Below are 14,278 nucleotides of genomic sequence, written 5' to 3' on the forward strand. Positions count from 1 at the left end.
AAGCCCCCGCCCAACACCGCGCCCCCCCCCCGGGCCACACCGCGGGTGGCCCCCTCCCCGCCCCCCCCCCCCGGGGGGGGGGCCCGCTTGGGGGGCGGGCGGGGTTCCCCCGGCACCCCGGGCCGGCCACCGGGCCGCAGCGGTCACCGCTGCGGCCCGGTCCGTCGTCGGCCGGGCACCCGCCGGCCGGCCGCAGCGAACCGCCCGACCCAGCAGAGAGGCACCCCGTGGCCGACCAGCCCCCCAACGCCGCCGACCCCGCGCCGCCGGTCCGGCTGCGCCGCGAACTCGCCGCCCAGCCCGTCCGGCTCGCCGTCGCCCTGCTGCTCGCCGTGGCGGCCACCGCCGCCGGACTCGCCCTCCCGCTGCTGGTCCAGAAGATCGTCGGTGACTTCTCCGCCCACCGCTCGCTCACCCCCGGCCTGCTGATGATGGGCGCGGCCGCCGTCGGCGGGGCGCTGGCCCAGGCCCTCTCCGGTTTCCAACTCGCCCGGATCGGCGAGCGGATGACCTACCACCTGCGGATCGGCATCATGGCGCACGCGCTGCGACTGCCGCTGCCCGTGGTGCGGGCCAGCGGCACCGGCGACCTCGCGGCGCGCGTCACCTCCGACGCGCAGCTGCTGCGCCAGGTGGTCGAGGTGGCGACCCAGCTCCCGCTGGCCGCGCTCAGCGTCACCGCCACGCTCGCCGTGATGCTGTGGATCGACTGGGTGCTCACCGCGGTCACCGTGGCCGCGCTCGCCGTCCTGACCGTCCTGGTGCTGCTGATCCTGCGCCGGATGCGGTCCAACGTGACCGGGCAGCAGGACGCGGTCGGGCGGATCGCCCAGCGGTTCACGGCGAACCTGGAGGCCCTCACCACCATCAAGGCGTACCGGGCCGAACCGGTGGCGGACCGCGTCCTGGCCGAGGACGCCGAGCGGCTGCGCGCGGTCTCGCTGACCGGGGCCCGGCTCGGCGCCCTGGTGCCGGCCGTGCTGACGCTCGGCAACCAGTTCGCGATGATCGCGGTGATCCTCACCGGCGGCGCCCGACTGGCCGCCGGCGACCTCGGGGTGGCGGCCTTCGCCGCGTTCCTGCTCTACCTGCTGCAGACCGTCCCGTCGGTGAACACGCTGGCGACCGGCTTCGGCCGGCTCCAGGCCGGGCTGGCCGCCCGGGACCGCTGCAACGAACTGCTGGCGATGCCGCTGGAGACCGACTCCGACGACGCCGGCCGGACCGCCCCCACCCCGGCGCCGGACGCCCCGGCCGTGGTCTTCCGCAACGTCTCCTACACCCATGCCGGCTCGGAGGAGGCCGCTCTCCGGTCCGTCTCCTTCAGCGTTCCGCGCACCGGGCTGACGGCCGTCGTGGGGCCCTCGGGTGCCGGGAAGAGCACCGCCCTCGCGCTCATCGGCCGCTTCGTCCGGCCCTCCGCCGGGACGGTCAGCGTCCTCGGCCACGACGCCCGGAGCTGGCCGCTGGACGCGCTGCGCGCCCGGATGGCCTACGTGGACCAGGCGTTCACCCTGCTGGAGGCCACGGCCCGGGAGAACCTCCGGCTCGGCCGGCCCGCCGGCGAGGCCGGTGACGCGGAGCCGGCCGGCGACGCGGAGCTGGTGGGGGCGCTGGCCGCCGTCGGCCTGACCGAGGACGTCGCCCGGCTCCCGCAGGGCCTCGACACCGTGCTGGGGCGGGAGTCGGACCTCTCCGGCGGCCAGCGCCAGCGGATGGCGCTGGCCCGGGCGCTGCTCAGCGACGCCGACATCGTCCTGCTCGACGAGCCCACCAGCCAGCTGGACGGGCTCAACGAGCTGCGCTTCCGCGAGCTCGTGGAACACCTGGCCCGCCACCGGGCCGTGGTCGTGGTCGCCCACCGGCTCACCACGGTCCAGCGCGCCGACCACGTGATCATGATGAACCACGGCACGGTGGTGGACGCCGCCGACCACCCCACGCTGCTGACCCGCTGCCTCCCGTACCGCGAACTGGTGGCCAGCCAGGCCGGCCCCTCCCTGCTCGGCGGCCGGTAGCCAGCGGCGGTAGAGGGGGCGGTAGAGCGGGGGCGGTAAAGCGGGGGCGGGGGTCGCCGCGCGCACGCCGTTCACGGGGGCCGCGGGTCAGCGTGGCAGGCGCAGCCCCGCGACGAGGAGCGCGACCAGCTGCCGCGCGTCGTAGCGGGGGTCGCTGTCGGCACCGATGCAGAGGTTCCCGATGCCGCGCATGAGTTGGTAGGCGTCGACACCGGCGCGGATCTCACCGGCGGCGGCAGCGGCGTCGAGGAGCTGGGCGCACACCGGCAGCAGGCGGTCGAGGAAATAGGCGTGCAGCGCCTCGAAGCCGGCGTTGTCGGCCTGCATCGCGGACGCCAGGCCGTGCTTGGTGACCAGGAAGTCCACGAAGAGGCCGACCCACCGTTCGAGGGCGGCGTGGGCCGTCGGGCCGGCCGCCAGCAGGGCCGGGCCGGCCTCGGCGCAGGCGTCGACCTGGTGACGGTAGACGGCGATGACGAGGTCCGCCCTGGTGGGGAAGTGGCGGTAGATCGTGCCCACCCCCACGCCGGCCTCGGCCGCGATGTCGCGCACCGGCGCCTCCACGCCCGAGGCGACGAAGACCGCGGCGGCCGCGTCCAGCAGGGTCTGCTGGTTGCGCCGGGCGTCCTTGCGCCTGGGCCCGGCCGCGCTTCCCGTGCTCTGGCCGCTGTCGTTCACCGTGGCGCTCCTTCCGTGAGCCTTGCAAAGCGGAACGCTGTTCCGTATCGTCATTTCCGGAACGAGGTTCCGTTTCACTCATGATGGCAGGCCGCCGGACCGGCGGCCAGGCCGTCCATCGCCACCGCCACCGCCACCGGCTCCTGACGCCGCGACCGTCGTCGCGCGTCATCGATCGCGGCCGGTCACCCCACGCTCGCCACCCGGCTGCTGCAGGTCGCAGCCGATCGCCACCGATCACCGCCGATCGCGCCCCCAAGCACGCGAAGAAACCGAACGGAAGGACCGTCGATGTCCGACTCGAACACCGCGCACCCGCAGCAGAGCGCGAGCGCGCCGACCCCGGTGATATCCGTGAAGCCGGTCGTCCTGCCCGCTCCGGGCCGCGGCGAGGACCTCCAGGTCCGGGTGTCCGCGCCCGCTACCGGCCGCGAGCTGCCCGTCATCGTCTTCTCACACGGCTTCGGCTGGTCGATGAACGGCTACGCGCCACTGGCGGACCACTGGGCCGCGCACGGTTTCGCCGTCCTGCAGCCCACCCACCTCGACTCCAGGTCGCTGGGCATTTCCGCCGAGGACCCCCGTACGCCGCGGATCTGGCGCCTGCGCATCGAGGACCTCCGGCGCGTACTGGACGGCCTCGACGTGCTGGAGTCCTCCGTGCCCGGCCTCGCCGGGCGGCTCGACCGCGGTCGCGTCGCCGTGGCCGGCCACTCCTGGGGAGCCCAGACCGCGAGCGCGCTGCTGGGCGCGCGCGTCCTCGACGCCGACGGGGTCCCCGGTGAGGACCTGTCCGATTCGCGGGTCAAGGCGGGTGTGCTGCTCGCCCTGACCGGCCTGGGCGACGACCTGACCCCGTTCGCCGCCGAGCACTTCCCCTTCCTGCGGCCGTCCTTCGACACCATGACCGCGCCGGCCCTCATCGTCGCCGGGGACCGCGACCAGTCCCACCTCTCCACGCGCGGGCCGGACTGGTTCACCGACCCCTACACCCACAGCCCGGGCGGCAAGAGCCTGCTCACGCTGTTCGGGGCGGAGCACTCGCTCGGCGGCGTCTCCGGGTACGAGGTCGCCGAGACGACGGACGAGAACCCCGCACGCGTCGCCCTGGTCCAGCGGCTCACCACGGCCTTCCTGCGCAGCGCCCTCCGCGTCGAGGACACCGCCTGGAAGGCGGCGGTCACCGCGCTGGAGCGGGACCCCGACCCGCTGGGAGCGCTGCAGAGCAAGTGACGGGCCGCCGCCGGGCGGGGTCAGAGGCCCGTGACCAGTCGGTGGTGGCCCCGTCCCCACCGGTGGCCGAGGGCCGAACTGACCGCGACCATCGCGGCGTTGGCCGCCTCGGCCTCGGTGTGCGCGGTCCGCGCGCCGTCGGCGACCAGCCGGTGGGCGGCGTGGGTCTTGAGTGCCCGCGCCAGCCCGCGCCCCCGCCACGGGCGGAGGACCCCGGTGTGGCCGACGTGGCGGGCGCCGCCCCCCGGATGCGCCGCCCCCCTCCCCGGGATCCGCGAAGCGGGGCGGTTGAACCGCATGGTTGAACCGCATGGCTGAACCGGGCGGCTGAGCCGGGCCGCCGAGTCGGTCTCAGAGTCGGGCGCGGATCCTGAGGGAGCGGCCGGGCGCGGCTACGGCACGGCGATCTGCTCGGTCCGGTTCGCCCCGATCACCTCGATCCCCCTTGTCCCGAGGACGCCGTCCAGCGGCAGGGACACGGTGTACGGGGCGGTGGCGGGGATGCCGATGCCGGGCAGCGAGCCGACGACCTCGATGCCCCAGTAGTCCGGCCGCTCGATGTAGACCCGCGGCGACAGGCGGACCGTCATGTTCTGGTAGGGCATCACCCCGGTGACGATGAGGATGAAGGTGGCCGGCACGATCCCCGGGACGACCTTCGCCTCGTCGAAGTCGATGATGCGCACCGACTCCGGCGCCGGCAGATCGGTGTAGTTCTCGACCATGATCAGTCCTTTCGTCGCTGTGACGTCAGCTGTCACCTCGGACGCACACTAATGGACGATCGCTCACGAACCATGGCTCCAACACACCGGTGCCGCGCGCGCCGGACCGACTCGGCAGCCGCGCGGCCGGGGTGCTCCGGCCCGGGGGCGGGAGGCCGCGCTTGGCATGATGATCAACATCGGCGAGACTGCGCGTGTGACATCGAACCAGACCGGCCGGCTCATCGGCGCGATCTTCGGGCTCGTCTTCGTCGTGGCGAGCGCGGGCAACCTGCCGACGGCCGTGGGCGTTCCGCTGCGCGTGCTCGCGATCGGCACGTTCGTCGGGCTGTTCATCGCGCTGCGCCGCGGCCGCACGCCCCGGGCCGCCGCGGACCGCGCGGCAGCGCCGCTCTTCGGCCGCGGCTACCGCCTCGTGGTGGCGGCGGAGGTGGTGGTCGGCCTGGCCGGCCTCGTCCTCATCAACCCCGTGCTGCACGCCACACGCGCCTCGGTCGCCTGGATCGCGCTGGTGGTCGGCCTGCACTTCTTCGGCCTCGCGGTCGTCTGGCGGATGCCGTCGATCCGGCTGCTCGCGGCGGCGATGTCCGCCTGCGGCGGCGCCGGTCTCGTCCTGGCGGTGTGCGGCGCCTCCGCCGCCGTGATCGCGGCGGTCGCGGGCATCGCCCCGGGCGTCATGCTGCTCGGCTCCGTCTGGTGGAGCGTGCGCGCCGACAAGGCCCGTCGGCCCGCCGGCCGTCTTGCGACTCCCGAGGGGTGAGGGCCCGCCGGAGGATCATTCCGCCGCGCCCCCGGCCCGGACGGTCTGCGGGAGATCCGCCGCCGCGCGCCCGGGCGAACCCAGCAGGTGGGCGAGCCCGTCCGCCAGGCCGCCGCGCCAACAGGCGTAGTCGTGGCCGCCGTTGAACTCGCGGTACGCCAGGTCGTAGCCGCGCGCGATCAGCACGTCCCGCAGGTGCCGGTTCTGGGGCAGCAGCATCCACTCCTGCAGCCCCACCTCGACGTAGAACCTCGCCTCCCGACGCCGCCCCGCCGCGAACTGCCGGGTGAGCCACTCGCTGCCCTCGTCGAACTCCGTCCCGTCCGGCCACCAGAACGAGCCGGACTGCGACAGCGCGTTGCCGAACCGGTCGGGCCGGCGGAAGGCCGCGAAGGCGGCGGTCAGGCCGCCCGCGCTCTGCCCGGCGATCACGGTGCGGTCCGGCGCGAGCGCCGTGCCGTACTCGGCGGCCGCCCACGGGAGCACCCGGTCGGCGAGGAGGTCCACGAAGTCGGGGTTGCAGCTCAGGTCGTCCGGACGGCCCGGGCCCATGGTGTGGACGAGCAGCGCGACGACGGGCGGGATCACGCCGTCCGCCGCGAGGTTGTCGAGGGTGTCGCCGACGGAGAGCACCTCGCCCCACATCTCGCCGTCGAGCAGCACGACCACCGGGTGCGGCCCGGCACCGGCCCCGGCCGGCAGGTGGACGTCGACCCGGCGCCCGGCCGCCTCGGCGGCCACCGTCCGCCCGCGCGGCACGCCGTCCCGCCGCCGCGCGTACGGCTGGGCGGGCGCCTCGGGCAGGGCGAGCACCGAGGACGGGTGGCGGCCGTCGCGGGCGGGCAGCCGCGGGCCGCGGGCGAGCGGGTCCGGACGGGCCTCGTCCAGCACCCGCAGCCAGTCGGCGCGCGCCGTGCCGGGGACGTCGCCCCGGACGGGGTACAGCTGGTAGGACGCCCGGTGGTCGGCGCGCAGCCGGTAGGTGCGCGACCACCCGCCCGGCCGGCGCTCCATCAGGTGGGGGGTGAGGTCGCCCGCGTGCCGGTCCTTGTCGGTGACGGTGTGGACCAGCGCGAGCACGGCGTCGCACGGGTCGGCCGGGTCCTCGTCGCGGTGGACGAAGGTGACCAGTCGGTACGCCGGGTCGTCGGGATCGGGCTCGACCAGCGGTGCGCCCTCGGCCGCCACCCGAGCCCAGAACCCGCCGTCGGCGAAGCCGGGTTCACTCTGCATGTCGGTAACTCCCAGGGGTCTAGGCGGGGTTGCCCTTGCGGCCGAGCAACACCCAGAGCAGGAACGGGCCGCCGAGGACGGTGGTGACGATGCCGACCGGGATCTCCACGCCGCCGATCAGCACCCGGCCGAGCGTGTCGGCGAGCACCACCAGCACCGCGCCGACCAGGGCCGCGCCGAGCACCGGCACCCGGGCGGGCCCGGCGAGCCGGCCGGCGATCACGGGCGCGGCCAGCGCCACGAAGCCGACCGGTCCGCAGACGCCGACGGCGAGCCCGGCCAGCGCGACGGCCAGCAGCAGACAGGCGAGCCGGACCCGGGCCGGGTCGACGCCGAGCGAGGCGGCCACGTCGTCGTCGAAGCGCAGCACGGCGAGGCGACGGGCGACGACGAGGGCGAGCGGTACCAGGACCGCCAGCCCGGTCAGCACCGGCGTGGCCACCGCGTAGTCGCGCCCGTTGAGGCTGCCGGAGGTCCAGACGTACAGCGCGCCGGCCGAGTTGAGCGAGCGGCGGGCCATCGCCACCTGGATCACCGCCGAGGCGAGCGCCGACATGGCGAGGCCGACGACCAGGACCCGGTAGCCGCGGGCGCCGAGCCCGCCGGCGACCAGGGTGACCACCAGGACGGCCGCGAGCGCGCCGAGCGGACCGGCCCACCAGGCGCCGAACGTGCCCGAGGCGGTGACGGAGAACAGCACGGCGGCGGTCGCGCCGTCGTTGACCCCGAGCAGCTCGGGGGTGGCGAGACGGTTGCGGGCGAGGGTCTGGGTGAGGCAGCCGGCCAGGCCGAGCGCGGCGCCGGCGGCCAGACCGGCGACGATCCGGCCGAGCCGGAACTTCTGCACCAGCAGCACGTCGAGCCGGTCGCCGTAGCCGAAGACGGCCCGGAAGGTGCGGCCGAGGTCGAGCTCGCTCTGCCCCGCGTGCGCGGAGACCACGACGGCGGCGAGCAGGGCGGCGGCCAGGCCGGCGGCGGCCAGCGCGGACCGCCGGGGGAGTAGGACGGAGAGCGCGCCGCGCCGCAGTACCAGGTCGGGCTTGGCGGCCCCGCCCTCCGCGCGGGAGGGCGCGGACCCGGTGGGCGCGGTGTCGGTCATGCCGAGCGCGGCCGTCTTCCGGGAGCGGACGATGGCGATCAGCGTGGGGGCGCCGATCAGGGCGACGATCACCGAGACCGGCGCCTCGAACGGCCGGGCCACCACCCGCGCGAGGACGTCCGCGCCGGTCAGGACGGCCGCGCCGACCAGCCCGGCGAGCAGGGTGAGCCGCCCGACCCGGGGGCCGGCCGCGGCGCGGGCGAGGAAGCCGGCGAGCAGGCCGAGGAAGGAGATCGGGCCGGCCAGCGCGACGGCGGAGGCGGTGAGCAGCGTGACGGCCGTGGCGACCGCGGCCCGGGTGGCGCCGGGGCGGTGGCCGAGGCCGCGGGCGAGGTCGTCGCCGAGGGCGAGCGCGGCGAGCGGGCGGGTGGTGAACGCGGCCACCAGGAACCCGGCACCGAGGACGGGGGCGAGCTGGCGCAGCGTCGTCCAGCCCTCGACGCCGGCCAGCGAACCGAGCACCCACACCCGGTACCGGTCGTACGCCTCGGGCGAGTTGACGATCAGGACGCCGGTGAGCCCGCCGAAGGTGGCGCCGACGGCCGAGCCGCCGAGCACCAGCCGCATCGGCGAGCCGCCGCCCCGGCTGCCGGCGATCAGCAGGACGAGGGTGCTGGCCAGCACGGCGCCGCCGAAGGCGAAGGCCAGGTAGCCGTACGAGGTCTGCACGCCGAGCAGGGCGATGCCGGCCACGACGCCGAGCGAGGCGCCCGCGTTGACGCCGAGCAGGCCGGTCTCGGCGAGCGGGTTGCGGGTGACGGACTGGAGTTGGGCCCCCGCCACCCCGAGTGCGGTGCCGACCAGCAGCGCGGTGAGGGTACGGGGGAGCCGCAGGTCGCCGACGACCAGGGCGAGCCGGCTGTCGCCGCGGGCACCGCCTCGGTCCAGCAGGTAGTCGAGGACCCGGCCGGGGCCGACCTCGCCGGCTCCGACCGAGAGCGAGAGCGCCGTCAGGGCGAGCAGGGCCGCGAGGATGCCGACGACGGTGAGCCGGGTGGTGCGGCGGGCCGGGCCGGATGGCGGGGCCCCGGGGTCGGGCTCGGCGTCGGGCTCGGTGCGGGCCTGCACGGCGGCACCCGCTTGCGACAATGTCATAAGGTAAGGCTAACCTAATGGTCATCGCGGCGGATGCCCGGTCGGGCCTGCGCCGGATCGTCGGGATCCGGCCGTGCCGCGCCGCGCCACACCGTCCGCCGGTGCGGGCGCCGGCTGCTCGCGCCACGCGCCTGAACCGTCCGCTCGCGCCCGACCGCTCGCACCACGTCTGCAACACCGTTGCCCGGAGGCACACATGTCGACCGACCAGAGCCCGCTCCACCTCGCCCGCCGCCGGGCGGTCCAGGCGCTGGCCGCCACCGGAGCGGCCGCGCTCCTGCTCAGCGGCTGCGGGTCCTCCGGCCCCTCCGGCAAGGGCTCCTCCGACAAGGGCGCGGCCTCCGCCTCCGGCGGTCCGGCCGCCGACGCGGCCGGCGGCAACGGCGGCGGCGGCAAGCGGACCGTCAAGGACGCCACCGGTAAGGCCGTTGAGATCCCCGCCGAGCCCAAGCGGATCGTCACCCTCACCCAGGAGGATCTGGACGCGGTGCTCGCCCTCGGCGTCAAGCCGGTCGGCATCACCAACGGCCAGGGCCTCAACGAGCCGCCCGCCTACCTCAAGGACAAGGTCCAGGGCATCCCGGTGGTCGGCAACCTGCTCCAGCCCGTCATGGACAAGGTGATCGCCGCCAAGCCGGACCTGATCCTGGCCGGCGACATGCAGGACGAGCAGATGCTCAAGCAACTGCGCGAGATCACCCCGGCGACCCTGGTCACGATGGCCCCGACCGACGACTGGAAGCTCTCCTTCCGCGGCATCGGAAACGCCGTCAACAAGCTGGAGCAGGCCAACAAGGTCATCGGCGACTACGACGCCAAGGCCGCCAAGGCCGGCGCCGAGCTGGGCGCGAACAAGGGCGCCGCCGTCTCCATCGTCCGCTGGAACCCCACCGGGCCGAGCTGGATGGAGAAGAAGCAGTTCGCCAGCGGCGTCGCCCTGGACATGGGCCTGACCCGCCCGAAGACCCAGGACAAGGACGGCAACGCGCACACCCCGGCGCTCAGCCTGGAGAAGATCAACGAGATCGACGGCGACTGGCTGTTCCTGTCGACGCTGACCGACGACGGCAAGGCCGCGCTGAAGGACGTCCAGTCCAAGCCCGCCTACCAGGAGTTGGGCGCGGTGAAGAACAACCGCACCGTCACCGTGGACGGTTCGGTCTGGTCGACCCGTGGCGGCCCGCTCGCCGCCGACGTGGTCATCGGCGACATCGGCAAGGCGCTCGGCGCGAAGTAGCAGCTGTGACGGGAGGCTGCTGACAGATGACAGCTGATGAAATCTGTTATCTGTTATCTGTAATCTGTCAGTTGTCATCTGTTACGTGTCACCTGTTACTTGATCGCCCGTCCGTCGGGGAGGAGACGCTCATGGAGTTGACGGTCGAAGGACTCACCGCCGGCTACGGCCCCGGGCGCCCGGTGCTGACCGGCGTCGACCTCGCGCTGCCCGCCGGACGGGTGGTGGCGATCGTCGGCCCGAACGGTTGCGGCAAGTCCACCCTGCTGCGGTCGATCGCCCGGCTCCACCGCCCGGACGCCGGCCGGGTGCTGGTCGGCGGTCAGGACATCTGGCGGCTGCGCCCCCGGCAGGCCGCGCACCGGGTCGCGCTGCTCCCGCAGAGCCCGCAGGCGCCCGAGGCGGTCACCGTCGCCGGGCTGGTCCGCTACGGCCGCCACCCGCACCAGGGGCTGTTCCGCCAGTGGTCGGCGGACGACGAACGGCTCACCGCCGAGGCGCTGCGGGCCACCGGCGTCGACGCGTTCGCCGACCGCCGGCTCGACCGCCTCTCCGGCGGCCAGCGTCAACGCTGTTGGCTCGCCATGGTGTTGGCACAGGACGCGCCCGTCGTCCTGCTGGACGAGCCGACCAGCGCGCTCGACCTCGGCCACGCCGTCGAGGTGCTGGAGCTGGTCCGGGAGGTCGCCGCGGGCGGGCGCACCGTCGTCATGGTGCTGCACGACCTCGCCGCGGCGGCCCGGTACGCGGACCTCGTCGTCGCGCTGCGCGACGGCACGGTCGTCGCCTGCGGGGCGCCGCGCGAGGTGGTGGACGCGCCGCTGGTTCGGGCGCTGTACGACATCGACAGCGACGTGCTCGCCGCCCCCGGCGACGGCGCACCGGTGATCGTGCCCAGGGCCGGGACCAGGACGGTGTCGACGACGGGCTGACCGGGGGACCGGCCTGCCCGGCCGCCCTCCCCGGCCCGTCGTGGGGGCGCCCGGCGCGGCGGGCGGCTCCGTCCGGGGCCCCGGCGGCGGGTTGCGGTCCGTGCGGTGGGCGGATGTGGTCTGCTGGGTGGCGCCGCATCCGCACCCGCCGCGCTCCGGGAGGCCCACCGGTGCTCCGCCGTTCCGCTGTCCTGCTGTTCGCCCTGCTGCTCGGTCCGGCCGCGGGCTGCTCCTCCGCCACCCCCTCCGGCACCGGCACGGCCTCGACCGTCCGGACCTTCGCGCCCTCGCCGCTCCCCGCCACCCCCACCCTCGCGTCCCCCGCCTCCCCCGCCGAGACCCCGTCGGTGGTGGTGCGGACGACGGTCGCCTCCGGGTTGGAGGCGCCCTGGGGGCTCGTGGTGTTGCCGGACGGCGACCTCCTGGTCTCGGAGCGGGACAACGGGAAGATCATCCGCGTCGCGGCGACGGACGGCGCCAAGACCGAGGCCGGCACCGTCCCCGGCGTGGTCTCCGGCGGCGAGGGCGGTCTGCTCGGCCTCGCGCTGTCACCCGGATACGCCACCGACCACCTGGTCTACGCGTACTTCAGCACCGCCGACGACAACCGCGTCGTCCGCTTCCCGTACGACCCGACGCGGCCCGCGACCCGGCAACTCGGCGACGTCCAACTCCTGTTGAGCGGCATTCCGCGCGGCCCCCGGCACAACGGCGGCCGGATCGCGTTCGGCCCGGACGGCCTGCTCTACGCCGGAACCGGAGACACCAGCAAGGGCTCGCTGGCCCAGGACAAGGGCTCGCTCGGCGGCAAGATCCTCCGTCTCGCCCCCGACGGCACCCCCGCACCCGGTAACCCGTTCCCGGGCTCGCCCGTCTACTCCTACGGTCACCGCAACGTGCAGGGCCTCACCTGGGATCCCCAAGGGCGCCTCTGGGCCGCCGAGTTCGGCCAGGACGACTGGGACGAACTGAACCTGGTCCGGCCCGGCGGCAACTACGGCTGGCCGGAGGTCGAGGGCGTCGGCAACCGCCCCGAGTTCATCGATCCGGTCGTCCAGTGGCCGCCCTCCGAGGCCTCTCCGAGCGGTATCGCCTACGCCGACGGCGCCGTCTGGGTGGCCTCGCTGCGCGGCGCCCGGCTCTGGCGCGTCCCGCTCGACGGCGACCACCTCGCCGGGGACCCGCAGGCGTTCCTCGACCACACCTACGGCCGCCTGCGCACCGTCGTCGCCGACCGCGACGGCACCCTGCTGCTGGTCACCAACAACACCGACGGGCGCGGCGAACCCGGCCCGGACGACGACCGCATCCTGCGCCTCGCGATCCCGTAGGCCCCGGGTCCGGGTAGGGCGTCCGCCGTACCGGGCGGCCGCTCGCCGTCCCGCGCGCCCGCCGCCCCGCGCGCCCGCCGCCCCGCGCCGGTCCGGGGTCGGGCGTGGGGTCAGGCCCGGTCGGCGGACGTCCAGCCCTGCCGGTGCAGCCGCTCGACACCGTCCAGCAGCAGATCGAGCGCGAACTCGAACTCGAACTGGTCGTCGCACCCCCGGCCCACCACGGTGTCGTCGTCATGGGTCCCGCCCGCGGCGATCTCGGCGATGTGGGGGTACCGGAGGGCCAGCTCGGCGAGCGCCGCCGCCCGGGCCCGTGCCTCGCCGTCGGTGTCCGGCGCGGCGGGCAGCAGCTCCTGCGTGAAGCCCCACACCCTGCTGCCCAGGGCGTGCATCGCGTGGTGGGTGAGGTCCGCGGAGAGACCGCCGGACCGGAACGTTCCGATGAGCGCGTCGAGGTAGCCGAGGGCCCCGGGGGTGGGGGAGGCGCGCGATTCGATGACGCGCGCGGCCCACAGGTGGCGCAGCAGCGCCCGCCGGGCCGAGAGGATGCGCCGGCGGACCGCGCCCTTCCAGTCCGCTCGGTCCCCCGTGGGGGCGGACCCCTCGTCCGGTCCGCCGTTCTGGCCGGCCTCCCCCTTCTGGCCGGTCTCCGCGGTCTCGCCGATCTCCGCGATGACGATGTCGACCATCCCGGCGAGGAGTTCGTCCTTGTTCGCCACGTGCTTGTAGAGCGCCATCGGCACGACGCCCAGCTCCTGGGCGAGGCTGCGCATGCTCAGCGCCTCGATGCCCGACCGGTCGGCGTGCGCGACGGCGGCGCGCAGGACGCGTTCCCGGTTGAGCGCGGTCCGGCGCGTGGTGCCGTCCGTCTGCTGGGCCATCTCCCGGCCGCCTCTCCTCGGGTCGACTGCGGGCCGACTGCGGGCCGACTGCGGGCCGACCCGGGGTCGACCCCTTCCTTGACAGGTGTACGCGGTACACCCTAGCGTCACCGGCGAAGGTGTACGCCGTACACCTCGGGCTGGGCGTGGCGCGGGCCGGAGCCGGCGAACGACGCCCGTGTCGGTGAAGGAGTTCTTGTGGTCCCCTCGAGAAGGCTCGCGACAGCGGCGGGCGTCTGCTTCCTGGTCACCCATGTCGCCTCGATCGGCGGGCTGGTCCTCTACGGCCCGGTGTTGAGTGACCCCGACTTCGTCGTCGGCCCCGGCCCGGACGGCCGGGTGCTCCTGGGGGCGCTCTTCGAGGTGGTCCTCGCGCTGGCCGTGGTCGGCACGGCGATCGCGCTGTTCCCCGTCGTCAGGCGGTACGGCGAGGGCGCCGCGATCGGCTACCTCGGCCTGCGCACCCTGGAGGCGGCCGTCATCAGCGTGGGCGTCGTCAGCCTCCTCGCGGTCGTGACGCTGCGTCGGAGTGCCGCGGCCGGTACGGACGCGGCCACCCTCCGTACGGTCGGACGGGCCCTCGTCGCCGTCCACGACTGGACCTTCCTGCTCGGGCCCAACTTCGTCCTGGGCGCGAACACCGTGCTGGTGGCCCACCTGATGTACCGGTCGGGGCTGGTGCCCCGGTCCATCGCGGTCCTCGGCCTGGTCGGCGGCCCGCTGATCTTCGCCTCGGCCGTCGCCGTGCTGTTCGGCTGCTACGGGCAACTGTCGGGGTGGGGGTCGCTGGCCGCGGTCCCGGTGTTCGCCTGGGAGCTGGCGGTCGCCCTCCGCATGATCCTCCGCGGATTCCGTGCGCCGGCCCCGATCCCGCCGGCCCCGATCCCGCCGGCCGCGTCTCCGCTCGCGAAGGGTCTCCCGGCGTAGGGGCCGGCCACCCCGGCGGCCCGGCCGCCGACCCGTTCGACGGCGCACCACCGCCGCCGCCGCGGCCCGCCGAGCGACCGTCACGGACGGCGCCGGTCCCGGGTGGTCGCGTTGTCAGAGTGTCCCGTT

The 14,278-nt window shown here is 75.2% G+C and carries 13 protein-coding genes; 7 read left to right on the plus strand and 6 right to left on the minus strand.

The features are described from left to right. The first annotated feature begins 227 nt into the window (after positions 1–227). Complete coding sequence (locus ACFVHB_RS03150; protein ID WP_380314516.1) at positions 228–2,018, plus strand: ABC transporter ATP-binding protein; 1,791 nt, start codon at positions 228–230, stop codon at positions 2,016–2,018. An 87-nt stretch (positions 2,019–2,105) separates the two neighbouring features. Here ACFVHB_RS03150 and ACFVHB_RS03155 read toward each other — a convergent pair whose 3' ends face one another. Continuing rightward, positions 2,106–2,696, minus strand: a complete 591-nt coding sequence (locus tag ACFVHB_RS03155) for a TetR/AcrR family transcriptional regulator (RefSeq protein WP_380314517.1) — start codon at positions 2,694–2,696, stop codon at positions 2,106–2,108. A 291-nt stretch (positions 2,697–2,987) separates the two neighbouring features. On the opposite strand from ACFVHB_RS03155, the gene ACFVHB_RS03160 reads away from it, so the two are divergent. Beyond that, entirely contained in the window at positions 2,988–3,929 is a 942-nt protein-coding gene (locus ACFVHB_RS03160; RefSeq protein ID WP_380314518.1) for an alpha/beta hydrolase family protein, read from the plus strand. Positions 3,930–3,949: 20 nt separating this feature from the next. On the opposite strand, the gene ACFVHB_RS03165 is transcribed toward ACFVHB_RS03160, so the two are convergent. Together ACFVHB_RS03165 and ACFVHB_RS03170 are read right to left on the minus strand one after the other, a co-directional pair. Then, entirely contained in the window at positions 3,950–4,228 is a 279-nt protein-coding gene (locus ACFVHB_RS03165; protein WP_380314519.1) for a GNAT family N-acetyltransferase, read from the minus strand. A gap of 93 nt (positions 4,229–4,321) precedes the next feature. After that, positions 4,322–4,654: a hypothetical protein gene (locus tag ACFVHB_RS03170; RefSeq protein ID WP_380314520.1), complete on the minus strand. Its 333-nt coding sequence runs from the start codon at positions 4,652–4,654 to the stop codon at positions 4,322–4,324. 196 nt (positions 4,655–4,850) lie between these two features. Here ACFVHB_RS03170 and ACFVHB_RS03175 point away from each other — a divergent pair, with 196 nt between their 5' ends. Next, a complete protein-coding gene (locus tag ACFVHB_RS03175) occupies positions 4,851–5,414 on the plus strand; it encodes a hypothetical protein (RefSeq protein ID WP_380314521.1) in 564 nt (187 codons plus the stop codon). Between the two features lie 15 nt (positions 5,415–5,429). Here ACFVHB_RS03175 and fes read toward each other — a convergent pair whose 3' ends face one another. Next, positions 5,430–6,647, minus strand: a complete 1,218-nt coding sequence (fes, locus tag ACFVHB_RS03180) for an enterochelin esterase (protein ID WP_380314522.1) — start codon at positions 6,645–6,647, stop codon at positions 5,430–5,432. Positions 6,648–6,666: 19 nt separating this feature from the next. Then, a complete protein-coding gene (gene fhuB / locus ACFVHB_RS03185; RefSeq protein ID WP_380314523.1) occupies positions 6,667–8,841 on the minus strand; it encodes a Fe(3+)-hydroxamate ABC transporter permease FhuB in 2,175 nt (724 codons plus the stop codon). 196 nt (positions 8,842–9,037) lie between these two features. Between fhuB and ACFVHB_RS03190 the strand changes: the two genes are divergently transcribed. From ACFVHB_RS03190 to ACFVHB_RS03200, 3 genes are all read left to right on the plus strand, one after another. Continuing rightward, positions 9,038–10,078, plus strand: coding sequence for an ABC transporter substrate-binding protein (locus ACFVHB_RS03190; protein ID WP_380314524.1), 1,041 nt, complete (start codon positions 9,038–9,040; stop codon positions 10,076–10,078). 131 nt (positions 10,079–10,209) lie between these two features. Continuing rightward, on the plus strand, positions 10,210–11,010 hold the full coding sequence (locus ACFVHB_RS03195; RefSeq protein WP_380314525.1) for an ABC transporter ATP-binding protein: 801 nt from the start codon (positions 10,210–10,212) through the stop codon (positions 11,008–11,010). 170 nt (positions 11,011–11,180) lie between these two features. Beyond that, positions 11,181–12,341, plus strand: a complete 1,161-nt coding sequence (locus ACFVHB_RS03200) for a PQQ-dependent sugar dehydrogenase (protein WP_380314526.1) — start codon at positions 11,181–11,183, stop codon at positions 12,339–12,341. Between the two features lie 110 nt (positions 12,342–12,451). Here ACFVHB_RS03200 and ACFVHB_RS03205 read toward each other — a convergent pair whose 3' ends face one another. Continuing rightward, a complete protein-coding gene (locus ACFVHB_RS03205) occupies positions 12,452–13,222 on the minus strand; it encodes a TetR/AcrR family transcriptional regulator (protein WP_380314527.1) in 771 nt (256 codons plus the stop codon). Between the two features lie 198 nt (positions 13,223–13,420). On the opposite strand from ACFVHB_RS03205, the gene ACFVHB_RS03210 reads away from it, so the two are divergent. Further along, a complete protein-coding gene (locus ACFVHB_RS03210) occupies positions 13,421–14,149 on the plus strand; it encodes a DUF4386 domain-containing protein (protein WP_380314528.1) in 729 nt (242 codons plus the stop codon). Positions 14,150–14,278 lie beyond the last annotated feature (129 nt).

Source organism: Kitasatospora sp. NPDC127111, assembly GCF_042677465.1.
In the GTDB taxonomy this organism is placed as follows: Bacteria; Actinomycetota; Actinomycetes; order Streptomycetales; family Streptomycetaceae; genus Kitasatospora.